This window comes from Vibrio fortis (assembly GCF_000695685.1).
In the GTDB taxonomy this organism is placed as follows: Bacteria; Pseudomonadota; Gammaproteobacteria; order Enterobacterales; family Vibrionaceae; genus Vibrio; species Vibrio fortis_A.
The window spans coordinates 1-13,453 of sequence record NZ_JFFR01000013.1 but is presented as its reverse complement, the minus strand read 5'-3'; the positions used below and the strand labels follow the sequence as shown (position 1 = coordinate 13,453).

The window sequence follows — 13,453 nt, the reverse complement described above, 5'->3', positions numbered from 1 at the left end:
TGGATAAGGATTGTGTATGCCCGTAACGTCAGTACAAAACAAAGGGGTTGTAAGGAAAGTCTTGCTGCCTTCTTTACTTATTAACCTCTTGTCATTGGCCGTTCCATTAACGGTTCTCCAGATCTACGATCGCATTCTTCCCAATCAAAGCTATGGTACGGCCACACTGCTTTTAGCTGGGGCAACACTAGCCGTAGCCATGGAAGCTCTCATACGCTTTGTGCGTACATGGCTTTTGTCTGCGGCGGCCAGCAATACAGAAAAAGCCACTTACCAAACTTTGGTTGAAAGGGTCACGACTGCATCATCAGGGCACCTTCGTAAGCTCGGTGTGGGTGGTGTCGAAGAGGGACTCGGATCGGTATCCAAAGTTAAGGATTGGTATTCTGGTGGGATAATCTCTGGATTTATCGACTTGCCTTTTGCATTGATCTTTCTAGGGCTGGTGGCTTATATCGGCGGTGAACTAGTGGCGATACCTGTGGCAGTTTGGCTGATAACGCTTGGTATTGTTTGGTTGTCTTCTATCCGCGTGAAAAGTTTAAGTGAAGAAGCTTCTAAAGATGAGCAGGAGAGAAAAGCCTTCTTAATTCTTCTTAGCCAAACCATTCAGGGTATTAAACGTCAGGCTGTTGAATCTCGAATTTTTAATCAGTTTAAATCACTCAATAATGTTCGCTCTCAATCCAAAGCCAAAGAAGAAGAACAGAACGCCTTCGCTCAAGAGTGTATTCAGCTTGCTGCACTGGCGACTTCTGTTCTGTTAGTGATTACCGGGAGCTTGTGGGTTTTGGATGGCCAATTGACCACGGGTGGGTTAGCAGCATGCTCCATCTTATCGGGTAGAGCTGTAGCGCCGCTTAGCGCTCTGGTTGGGGTTCGAATCAAGCTTAATTCAATCCATAGCGCCAATCAGGCAATAGAAAAGTTAGGAGACTTATCTCTGTCTGAGTCCGCTGGTTCTGAGCTTAACTTCTCTGACTTTGAGACTTTAGAAATAAAGCGAGCAACCGTTGAAAGGTATGGTGAACTCGCCAGTGCGGATGTGACGCTAAATAAAGGCGAGCTGGTGTTGTTAGAGAGTGAAGTTCGCCACATCAATAGTCACTTACTGTCTTCGATAGCAGGGATTGATGATTTAGCCGCGGGTGAGTGCTTCATTAATGGCGAAGCCGTTTCCATTGCATCTGTCGCTCAAGCTACAGCTTACTGCGGGGTTAAAGGGCAGTTAGTCTCAGGTACGATTCTGGACAATTTGTGTGGATTTGATCCTGAGAGAACACAAAGCGCCAATGATTACGCTGTGCGCTTGGGATTAACCAAAGAAATTACCCGTTTACCTGAAGGGTTAGAAACACAAATCGGCCATACAAGTGCCTCTTTGTTGAGTATGGGCAATATTAAGATGCTCAATATTGCGGCTCAATTAGCGAGTGGCAAGCCCGTTATCATGCTAGAAAGACCGGATTCGTCGCTCGATCTCAATGCGCTCGGGAACCTAATTAAGGTGCTGGAAGAAGAAGTATTGGCAGGGCGCACCATATTGATGGTGAGCTATCATGCAAAACTTCGCGAATTAGCGAGTCGAACAATTACGGTAGCAAACGGTTTGGTTGCCGAAGACACTACCAATCAGCAGGAGGTCATTGCATGAATCGTTTAGATGCTAGTCGTCATGGCGAAACAGACGGTCAACATGAGCCGATGAACCGACTGGAAACTGAAAGCCTTTCTGTGCTCAAGGAATTGGAAGTTAATGCGAATATCCAATTGTTCGCTCGCCAATGGGTTGATGAGAACGGCATTGAATCAATAGATGATATGTTTGCCCTGTTTGATAGGCTTGCATTGCCATATCGCTTGGTTGCTAACCTAGATGAGGTGGGCGATCACAAATTAGTTCTACTGGTTCTCGGTGAAAATGAATTGGTCTCTGGTCACTTGGAGTCAAAACAGTTTGTTGCCGTTGATGGCAATGAAGACGTTTCAGAGGTTCCGCAGTTTTGCATTGTTATTGAAGGGGCTCCATTGGAGAAGGCTTCCCCTGATTGGGTCGGTGAACGGTTACATGCTTTTCGTCCTATCATTCCCAAATTGCTCTTGGTCAGCTTTATCACCAATTTATTTGCTCTCGCAGTGCCATTCATCACGATGTCGATCTATGACCATGTAATCGGTGGCGATGCTGGGCATGAACTACAAGGAATTGCCATTGGGGCTGCTTTGTTGTTTGTGATGATGGGCTGGTTAAGAACATTGCGTAGTCGAGTGTTTGCTTCTGTGTCCAACCGAGTCAGCCGCGAGATATCTCAGTCCCTTGTGCAGCGACTATTAAGAAATAGCTATGCTCAAAACCAGCAAACGGCCTCGTCTAGTCAACAAAACCAAGTGATGTTGTCTGAGCGCATTTCAGGTGTGTTGTCAGGGCCACTCGGTAATGCGTTGTTTGATTTGCCTTTCATTGCCATTTTTGTCTTGGCGATAGGTGTGCTAGGTGGCTGGCTGGTATTGGTTCCAATTGTCTCTTTGGTTCTGTATTACCTGTTAGCTAAGCGTTCGATACGTTCGAGTAGTAAGCGCTCAATGCAATCGACGGTAGCCGGCACGAATCGTCAAAATATGACGAATGAGTTGTCGTCCAAGCTCGCCTTTATTCGTAGTGCTGGGTTTTCAGAACACTGGATCCAACGCTTCCAAAAGGCCAATCTACTTGCCTCTACAGTGACGTTCAATCAAGCAGTTCTGCAAAGTCGATACACCTCTATTTATTACTTTATCGGAGTAGGCTCAACATTGGCTATCATGGGCTTAGGTATTGGACTTATTTTCGAGCAAGTGATGACGCCGGGTGGTTTGATTGCATCAATGATGTTGATTTCCAAAGTGACTGGGCCTGCGCAGGTGTTGGCAAACAGTGCGATGCGTTTTAATAGCTTTAATCAATCTAAGCTGCAGGTAAATCGTATTCTGTCTCAGCCGTCTGAACGTGAATTCAGTTACCAGCATCACCCGCTGCCGGCAGTTGCGCCTAACTTGAAATTAGACCAAGTGACCCTGCGTTATCCTAAGCAGAGTCGCCCTGCATTGAATGGGGTAAGTTTTGATGTTGAAGCGGGCGATATTGTGGCGATCACTGGCCCTTCAGGCAGTGGTAAGTCGACATTAATTGAAGTGATGTCTGGTTTACAGCCTATCCAAAACGGTATGGTCGAGCTTGAAGGGGTAAACCTTGCTCAGTACGACCCGCAGCTCTATCGTCACTGGTGTTTCATTCGCGCAGCTTACCCCGACTTACTGACATTGAGTATTCGTGAGTGGTTGAGCGATGGGCATAAAGTTGAAGAGCAGAAAATGATATCAGCCATTGATATGGTTGGCGGCAAGCGATGGTTCTCCACGTTACCAGATGGGTTGGATACCTCTATCAGCAGCATCCAGCCGGATAGCCTGTTTGACATGTTGTCAGGCACTGTCGCTCAGATCCTTATTGACGCCAAAGCTTTGGTGTATGACTACCCGATGTTCCTAATGGATAACCCGGTGCCTGATGGCCATCCCAATGCTAAACGCGTATTCGGTGAGTTCTTGGCGATGAAGAAAGGAAAAGCAACGGTGATCTATACATCGCATGATCCAGATTTGATTAAGCTCGCTGATAAAGTCGTGGTGTTAGATGAGGGTGCTGTGGTTTATGCAGGCCCTTTGGAGCAGCCATCAGAGCCTCAAGAGCAGCAGTTATCTGACACACAAGAATTACCACAGGAAAAAGTAGAGTCAAAGCAAGGAGTCGCTAATGGCTAAAAAAACTATCGAGACTGGCAAGCGTTACGGTGAGCTTGTTGAATCACAAAATACAGCTCGAACATTGGCGCTGGCGACATGGTCCGTTGCCTTGTGTGTTATTGCTTTTGTCACTTGGTCTGTGGTTACTCAAGTGGATGAAATCGCAAAAGCAAAGGGTGCGGTGATTCCTGAAGGGGAAAAGCAAGTATTACAAAGCGCCATTGGCGGTAAGTTAAAGCAAATTCTCGTTAAAGAAGGTCAGCTGGTAGAGAAAGGGCAGCCGCTTGTTGAATTTGACGCGACCTTCCAGCGTACAGCTCTCGAAGAGTTGAAATCTCAACAAGTAACCTTGCTTGCGAGTATCGAGCGTATGAACGCTTTGCTGGATGATCGTGAGCCGAATTTTGGGGAATTTGAAATTGATTTCCCGGAAATCGTCAGCCAACAAAAGGCGCAGTTAAATGCTCAAAAAGGGCTCTACTATCAAAAACGCATTGTTTTGGAAAAGGACAGTGAGCAAATAGCAGAGCAGCTTCGTGTCGTAGAAAAATCTCTACCTAGCTACGACAAAGAGCTAAGTGCCACTAAGCAAGAGCTGAACATCTTGGAAAAAGGCTATAAAGCCGGGAACATCTCTCGTTTACGTGTGCTTGAAATGCGTCAGAAGCTGGCGAGCATAGAGCAGAAAATTGAAGAAGCTCGAGGCAAGAAGTCGGTTCTGATCAAGCAGGCAGACAGTAATGATCAAAAAATCGAACAACTTCTTGCTGAAGCCAAAGCAAAAGTCAGTGACGATCGATCCAAAGCGGTATCAGATTTGTCTGCGCTTAATGCTCGGGTGCGTTCAAGCCAAGCGAAATTGACGAACACCATGTTAGTGTCACCGCTACAAGGTTTAGTGCAAAGCCTACCAAGTACGCAGAACGGTGGCGTTATTCAACCGGGCGGGACAGTGGTTGAGATTGTTCCTGTCGGTGGTAAAGCGGATTTTAAAGCTCGTTTATCTCCGAGAGATATTGGTTTCGTGAACGTAGGCCAGCCAACTCGAATCAAGATTGATGCGTTTGATTACAGCCGTTTTGGTGCTTTAAAAGGGGAGGTTGAGAGTATTTCACCGACCACCAGCCAAAGTGAACGAGGTGAAATCTATTATGAAGTGGTGGTGTCTGTGGAAACGCCATACTTCCGTGATAATCCTGAAAGCTTTTCCATTCTTCCCGGCATGACGGGAGAGGTAGATATCACGACGGGTGAGAAGTCGGTATTCCAATACCTTTGGAAGCCGATCTACACCAATATCAGCGTTGCATTTGGAGAAAGGTAACTCAAAGACTCTAACCGTCTCCTTGTTCAGAACGATACGAGAAACAATTATTAAAAAGGGAGCACATAGCGTGCTCCCTTTTGTTTATTTCATTAATGATTAGTCACCAACCATTAGTTATTTGGATCTATGTCTGGTAGTCCATCTAAGTCGTTGTGATGATGGTGTTCATCATCTTGGTTAGGGTGATCGGCTGTATCATGGTGTTCAAGTGCATCTGATATATCTAAATGCGTTTGATCGTAATCTGCAGCATGTTGTTGGTCGACTTGCGCAAGCACGATGTCGATATCTGCGGGTTGATCGTGCCCGGTGGTAGGCGATGCATTGGGCTGAATACCTAGGGCATCCAAATAAGCGGCTGCACCATGGTGGTCAGTTTTCTGGTCTGGCTCCTGATGAGCATGCTGAGATAAATCTAGAGAAGTGTCTTCACTTACAGTAAACGTGAAGTCCTCGTGAGAGGCGATCTCTGGCTCGTCATGCTGAACTGGCGGTGGTGGAGGTGGAGCAGGGTGAGATGCGTGGACAATTGGTGTTATCGTCATATCAACGACCTCAGTCCCAACCGTAAGTTTGCCACTATGTCCCGGGCCATGACTGAGTATCTGAATGTTTACATGGGCGACGACTTCATCTTGATTTGTCCCTTGCAGGGCTATTTCAAATCGATCTTCATGCTGACCGATACCTGAAGCGCTGCCATGTGGTCCAGTGTGGACTTGTGCTTGCTCTTGGTAATGTAAATGACCGGTTTGAGGATCAATGGTTAACGTTCCATATTGCCCATGATGGCTTGTTACATACTGACCATTAGGTAGGTGGATACGCCAACCGTTTTGCGCCGATGGGACAGGCGTTTGAGATGGGACAAGAGGCGGAACACCAAGTGTACCGGACACTTGATGGCTTCCAGATGGCGGTTTAACAACAATCGGCTCTGGGATTGCACTTGCGGCAACACCTTGGCTACCCGCTGTATTTCCGTGTTCGTCTGTCATGGTGACTTGTACTTGAGAGCCCGGGTTTACTTCAATTTGTAACCCATGCTGGAGTGTATGGGCATCCAGCACGTGATCTTGTCCATTAACAACCAGATGTTCGCCAACCTTAGCATCACCCGGTGGGGTAATTGTCGCAGTAACTGTATTGGGGTGCCCGTGGGCTATTTCTGTTTTGTTGTAAAGCCCATCAGGTCCGGGGTTTTCAAAGGTAATTGTCGGTAGGCTAACATGAATATCAACGCTGAATACCTGTGAACCTGTCGTCGCACTGCCAATATTTCCTACCGCATCGGTGGTTATTATGGTGGCTTCTATTGAGTGTATCGAGCCAGACTGGCCATTTGCATAGCTAGTATGAATATTGGCATGTTCCAATATATTACCAGCCACTGGAATAGAAAAATGTCCACTCGAATCAACTGAACCTGTGAGTGATGAAATTGTTGCACCGTTTATCTTTAAGCTGACAATATCACCTGCTTGGTAATCGCCAGTTACTGTTCCGGTTATCGCGATAGTTTGACCAGACTCAAGAGCATTGAGCACGTTATCTTGTGTCACTGAGTCAACTGCAATATGTGGAATCGGACTCTGCGTATCAACTAGCAGATGGGTCGAAATGCGAGGCGTCGAATTACCTGCCGTATCAACGGTACCAACTTGTATTGAGTAGTCGCGATCGGTCGCCATTATGTTTTGATGTATAGAAGTATCTAGAGTTAATGACCACGTGCCATCTGGTTTTACCGTTGCATCATAAAAGTGTTTATTGCCGATGACGACATAGACGACATCTCCTGGTGCTATGTTGGATGTCGTGCCGGTGATCACTAATGGTTGGTTGTTCTCTGCAGCATTTAATGCGTTGTCCTGCGATATCGGGTTTACTGTGATTGTGCCGGGAGTGGTGTCCAAAGTGAAGCTAAAGTGCGTCACTGGGGATACGTTGCCAGCGATATCAGTCTGTCTTACCTGTAGGTCATTAACCCCCTCAACTGGATTGAACACAGATGTCCAATTGTGTCCGCCGTCATTCGAGTATTCTACTTTTGCTCCTGCTTCCGTTTGAATTGTAAGCTGAGAGTCTTTAGTGATTAAGTCTGGGGTGTTAACCGAGTGTCGCCCAGTGTCGTTGCGCAGAGAGACCACTGGTGCAGCAATCGTATTATCGAGTGTGAAAGTCACCGAAGTATCAGGGGATACATTTCCTGCTACATCAGTTTGTCTCACGCTAACCGTATTTGAGCCTTGTTGAGGGGTGAAACTCGATGTCCATGTGTGTCCGTTGTCGGTCGAGTATTCAACGGTTGCGCCTGCCTCTTGCCCCGCGATAGTCAATGAACCATCGTTAGTAATCAAATCAGACGAATTGCCTCCTGTGTCATGAGTTAATGATACTTGAAGCGGCGCGACTACAGTATCAACATGCAATGGAAGAATGGATGATGTTGCTGGTAAAACTGAAGAAGGCGCTAACGCTTTGGCAGAGAGATTATGATCGCCATTCGATAAGCTGCTTACCGCCACACTATACTGCCCCGAGCCATCAGATACCGCATGCCCAATAGGTGTGGAGCCATCATAGATGGTGACTTGTGAGTAAGGAATATCCGTATGCCCAGTGATGGTTGGAGTGCTGTCTTTAGTGAGGTTATCGGTATCGGAAGTACCAGTATCACTAGATGCCGCTAAGTCGACGGTGACCGCATTATTTGGCGGAGTGTTTGTTCCTGTCGGCAAACTTGGCTGTGTGGTCGTGACCAGTGGATTGGAAGGCACAGAGGTTGAAATCGTCGGTGATTGTCCTGGTACAACTGAAACATGACCGTTGGCATCAAAGGTGATGAACTTTGACGACTCACCACCGTGATTGTCAGCCACTTTTACTTCAAACACGTCGGTGCCGTGATATGTGTGTGTCGCCCCGTTATAACTCATTCCAGCAACCGAACCATTAGCTGTGTATACATATGCGCCCGAATTTGGGTCGACCGATAGCGAACCGAATTGACCTGTTGAATTGACAACAGAGAAGGTATGAGTGTCTTTCACGTCAACATCAGTTTCGGTCAGCGTGCCCGTTGTTGGAGTAGTTTGGGTTACTGATAAAACGGGGTCATCGTTTGTACCATGAATGGTTATCTGAATCACTTTTGAGGTACCATCAATAGTATTCACCGTCACCGTCTCTTGAAGTGTGTCATGCTCTCCTAGAGAATTTACGGCCGGATTTGTAGAATCAAGATGAAACGTCCAGTAGCCATTTTGGTCAATTGAGAGATCGCCCAAATTATGTGTACTTGCGATATGACTCTGTGCCCAAAAACCACTCTGTCCATAGTCTTTATCATCAGCATTAAGTGTTCCAGATACTGAGGTTTGAGAGTCTTCGTAAACACCCCCTGTACTTTGCCCCGTGATTATTGGAGCATCCTGGGTTCCAGTGATGGTCACTTTTATCACATGTGCTGTACCGTCAGCACTATGCACAGTAAACACATCGGGTTTGGTTTCTCCCTGATGCAGAGATTGAACACGAGGATCAAGTGAATACGTCCAATGACCAGATGCATCTATGGTATAGGTACCAAGTTGGGTTGAACCTGATGTCGCAGTAAAATGACCCTCTCCACTATCCGGATCAATAACGGTGAGGTTTCCCGATGTTTGTAAATGCTTGTCTTCAGTCACCTGACCCGAGTCTTGGCCTGAAATGATCGCCCCATCATCATTTCCTTGTACCAACACTTCAATATGTTTGGTTGCGGTTGAGCCGTCAGTAGATATCGCTGTGATATCAAAGCCTTCTGCCTTGGTCTCACCTTGTTGTAGCGCATTGGCCTTTGAGTGATCTAGGTCATAATGCCATTGGCCATTGCTATCCACATGAAGCGTACCGTAAGCGCCAACAGAGTTACCTGCGGTAAAGGTGACGGAATCTTTACTGTCGGAATCGTGCGCGAGCAGAGTGCCTGAAATAGAGGTAACTTTGTCCTCAATAGCCGTTCCCAATGCGGCCGTTAATGCGTCAGGCGTATCAATAATCACATGATCATCGGTACCTAAGATTTTGGCTGTCAGCGGGATTCGTGTCCCATCTGCGGTGATCAGAGTGACCGTATCAGTCAATGAATCGCCGTGGCTTAGTGATTGAACTTCAGCGTGACTATTATCCGCACTGTAGCTCCATTTGTCGTGGCCATCGGTTGAATGAGTGAAGTTGAAGGTACCGTGGACGCCTGCAAGATTCATCGCGAAGTTTGCTGGTACCGTATGCTTAACGCCGTTGACCTCTATTTGAGTAACTTTTGCTTCCGATGGCGAGTCAATATCCTGAATATCGAGGTTTTTCCAACCTGACCATAACTCATTGGTGCTTGTTCCCGATTTGAGATGATCTTCAGTTACAAAGTTGGAGGCGAGTGTCGGTTGCAGTGTGGCAGCATCATTGCTCGGTAACAACGTGGTAGACGCGCCAGTATGAGTAACGCCACCATGAGCATCTTTGACGTCATAAGTGAAATGCACTTTACCGTTGAAATTATGGTCTGGAGTGAAGGTAAATGTACCATCTTTGTTGTCGACGAGAGTGCCGTGATCCGCATGCAGATTGTCGATAGAGAGTTGCCCGGCATCGTTAGTATCCACATCGACAGTATTTGCAAGCAACTCAGTTGTTGTGATGGTTTGTGCGAGATCTTCTTTTCCGCTGTTGAGCTGAACTTCTGAAGAGCAGTACGGGCGGTCATTGTCGCCATGAATGGTGATATGAATGTCGTGAGTGGTACCATCAGCCGATTTGACGGTGACGGTATCGGTTATTGATTCACCTTGACCCAGATGATCAATTTTTCTGCCCGTTGCGTCTTGTCCTATGGAAGCGTAGTAGCTCCAATCTCCGTTGCTCTGAAGTATCACATGTCCGTGTGTACCTTGGTAAGTGCCTGTTTGAGCATGGCTTTCACCGGAGTCTGGATCAACAATGTTCAGGTGACCATCAGTGTGTATTTCATCGTTCCATATTTTACCGATGTTTCCATGCATATAATCGGGTGAACGGTCATCGACGTACCCGCCAGACATTGTACCGTCTGGCGCTGTATAAGTATGTCCTTCATGAACATCTCCAGTGTCGCGCCCCGAGATTGTTGCAGCATCGCCAACAGCATCGATGTGCAGCGTATTGGTTGCTTCTTGTGAATCGACATGTCCGTCATTGACGGTGTACTTAAATTGAACATCGCCATTGAAATCAGGGGTAGGGACGAACTGCAGCTTAGCGATATCGGCAGCAGAAACACTTTGACCCGCAGCAATATCTTGCCCATCAAGCACAAACTTACCCTGAGTCGCTGGTGGAAGGTCGGTGATAGCAATTGAGTGCAGCGAGTCTCGAGTATCAACATCGGTGAAACCAAATTGACTCACCTGCATTTGATAGTGTGTATCTTCTGTGCCGTGAGCCAGTGTCGTTGCTGTAATTGTTGGCTGATCGTTGGTACCCATCACAGTAACAGTGACGTCATGAGTATCACCACCACGCGTTCGAACTTGATAAATGACATCCACTTTTTCACCTTGAGCAAGGTGTTGAATGTTGGGGTTAGGTACTGAGTATGTCCAATCCCCGGCTTTACCTATCGATAAATGGCCGCCGAATGGGTCACTAACAGCATGTACATTTCGGCTGTGAATGAACTGTGCCTCTCCTGCATCAGGGTCAGTCACAAGGAGTACACCAGACACTGCAACGGTATTTGGAGAAGTACCTTGAACATGCACATCCTCTTGAACACTACCCGTATCTTGTCCCGAGAATGTTGCGGCATCTTTAACGGCAGTCAATGTCGTTGTTGCCCCAGCATGCGTCATACCCCCATGTGCATCTTTGACGTCATAGGTAAAGTGAACCTGACCGTTGTAGTCTTTATCGGGGGTGAAGGTATAGGTGCCGTCTTGGTTATCAAGGATGGAACCATGGTCGGCATGCAGGCTCGCTATGCTCAGCTTGCCTATATCATTGTGGTCAACATCAACACTATTAGCGAGTAACTCGGCCTGAGTAAGAGTTTGTGGTAAATCTTCTTTGCCTGAATTGAGTTGAACTTCACCAGAAACATAAGGCGCGTCATTGTCGCCATGAATAGTGACTACAATGTCATGGGTGGTGCCGTCTTTGGTTTGTATCGTTATTGTGTCGGTTAGAGTTTCACCTGCTCCTAGCTTATCGATGGTTGAGCCCACGGTTGTACTAGCTCCTTGCTGCTGCCAATCTGTTTGACCTGCAGCAACAGCATAAATCCAGTGCCCGTCGCTTCGTAATAGTAAGTGACCATATTGGCCATGGTAAGAGAAGACGCCAGCCTTGGTATCGAAAGCTGCTTCATTCTTGTCAGGGTCAACAATAGACAATTGACCTGAGGTGGTGAGTGCATCATGGCTGATTTTTGCGATGCCGGGCTGAGCATAGTCGGGCGACATATTTTGCCCACCTTGATTCTCATTTACATCGCCAGTATCCACACCTGCCACCGTAGCCGCATCGTTGGTACCTGTGATTACAATCTCAAGATTCTCAGTGGTACTTACGCCATGTTTGTCTGTTACCGAGACGGGAATGGTGACCGTTTGAGTTTGCCCTTGTGCAAGGGATTGATAGCCGCCGTGTGATGGATCAAAACTATAGCTACCATCAGTGTTAAAGGTTAATCCATCAACGGGTTGAGCAATGGAGTAAGTTAGCTTGGCATCATGGTCGATGTCATGTCCAACCATCTGTCCCGATAGCAAGGAACCGTCCTCTGTGACAGAGTGGTGTTGGGCGGTTAAGGTAGGAGCATCATTGGAACCGTGTATGTTGACCTTAATCGTGAAAGTAGTGCCATCTTGCGATCTCACCAAACACTCATCAGTGATGGTTTCACCCTCTTTAAGATTTTGTACTAAAGGTTGATGGTCTTTAATCGTGTAGGTGTAGCTACCATCTTGTGATAGCCAAATATGTCCACCTAATTTGGTGTCATAACCCATGCCTTGATAGGTTTGAGGACCTAAGTTGATATCAAACTGAGCTTCCCCTTTATCAGGGTCAACGATATTCAGTTTGCCATCAAAGTGAAGTTTGTCATGGGTATCGATGTAATAGCGATCTTCAGTCACTCCACCTTGATGGTTGCCTGTAGCGGCATAGCTGATTTGGGCGTTATCAGGTGCAGCAGTGAGATCGAATTTCGCTTGAGTACCGACGCGACCGCCATGACCATCAACGACATCATAGGTAAGTCTAATTTCACCATTGAAATCTTTGTCTGGCGTGAAGGTATAAGTGCCATCTTTATTATCAGTCAGGCTACCGTGTGTGGCTTGCAAATTTGTCACATGCAATACATCGCTACCATCCACATCGCTTGCGTGCGTTAGTAAGTCAGAAGCCTTGATGGTTACGGGTTGATCCTCTTTTCCCGCAGGAAGCTGAGTCCACGTACTGACAATTGGTTTGTCATTGCTGCCTTGCACATCGATAACGATTTTATGAGGGACTGTTGCTCCAGCTGAATCGGTAGCGGTGATCCAGAATGATTCAGACTGATGCTCACCAGCCGCGAGCTTATCCGCGGCACCTCCGGTCGAATTGTCTAGCTGATAGTGCCAGTGACCATGCTGATCAATCGACAGAGTTCCCCATTGACCTTGGGGTTGATTGATTGCCCACGTAACGGTGTCAGATCTATCTAAATCGTTTGCTGTTAGAGAGCCTGTCGCATCTGGTGTTCCAGCAGTGTTCAAGCCCTGCTCGATGACTGCACCACTAGAGGTTCCTGAGATAGTAGGGCGGTCATTGGTGCCGTTGATCGTTACTTTTATTGTCGATTGGCTACCATCGACAGAAGCAACCGTAAAGGTCTCGTCAACTTTGTCGCCGGCATTCAGTTGGTTGAACGCGCTGTTAGCGGTAAAGACCCAATGACCATGGGAATCTATGGTTAAGTCGCCGTGGTTACCTGCGATTGAAGAAGGGGTGAAGGCGTTATCCGGGTTATCAACGTCGGTGCTAGTTAACGTGCCTGAAGTCGTTATAGCTTTGTCTGTTTCATCGACGGCCACAGTGGCACTGCTTACGGTAGCTGCATCGTTGGTACCGTTTATTGTTACCTTGATAGTGGATGGCGTGCCATCGACAGACGTTACCGTAAATGTCTCTTCAACTTTGTCGCCAACGTTGAGTTGGTTGAATGCGCTGTTGGCGGTAAAGATCCAGTGACCATTGGCGTCAATGGTTAGGTCGCCGTTGGTGCCCGTGATCGAATCTGGTGTGAAGGCGTTATCTGGGTTATCGATATCG

The 13,453-nt window shown here is 47.1% G+C and carries 4 protein-coding genes; 3 read left to right on the top strand and 1 reads right to left on the bottom strand.

The genetic code is table 11. The features are described 5' to 3' along the window. Positions 1-16: 16 nt before the first annotated feature. From VFDL14_RS14155 to VFDL14_RS14165, 3 genes are read left to right on the top strand one after another with little or no spacing between them, the layout of a single operon-like run. Positions 17-1,654, top strand: coding sequence for an ABC transporter transmembrane domain-containing protein (locus tag VFDL14_RS14155; RefSeq protein WP_032550655.1), 1,638 nt, complete (start codon positions 17-19; stop codon positions 1,652-1,654). Beyond that, positions 1,651-3,801 carry a peptidase domain-containing ABC transporter gene (locus tag VFDL14_RS14160; RefSeq protein ID WP_032550654.1) on the top strand — a complete coding sequence of 717 codons (2,151 nt, stop codon included), beginning with the start codon at positions 1,651-1,653 and terminating at the stop codon, positions 3,799-3,801. The genes VFDL14_RS14155 and VFDL14_RS14160 overlap by 4 nt, the downstream gene beginning before the upstream one ends. Beyond that, positions 3,794-5,107, top strand: a complete 1,314-nt coding sequence (locus VFDL14_RS14165; protein WP_032550653.1) for an HlyD family type I secretion periplasmic adaptor subunit — start codon at positions 3,794-3,796, stop codon at positions 5,105-5,107. The genes VFDL14_RS14160 and VFDL14_RS14165 overlap by 8 nt, the downstream gene beginning before the upstream one ends. A gap of 113 nt (positions 5,108-5,220) precedes the next feature. On the opposite strand, the gene VFDL14_RS14170 is transcribed toward VFDL14_RS14165, so the two are convergent. After that, the coding region (locus VFDL14_RS14170; protein ID WP_032550652.1) for a VCBS domain-containing protein at positions 5,221-13,453 on the bottom strand (8,233 nt) is incomplete at its 5' end.

Coding starts and splice junctions, on each gene's coding strand:
- VFDL14_RS14160 (WP_032550654.1), top strand. CDS start 1,651: ATGAATCGTTTAGATGCTAGTCGTCATGGCGAAACAGACGGTCAACAT.
- VFDL14_RS14155 (WP_032550655.1), top strand. CDS start 17: ATGCCCGTAACGTCAGTACAAAACAAAGGGGTTGTAAGGAAAGTCTTG.
- VFDL14_RS14165 (WP_032550653.1), top strand. CDS start 3,794: ATGGCTAAAAAAACTATCGAGACTGGCAAGCGTTACGGTGAGCTTGTT.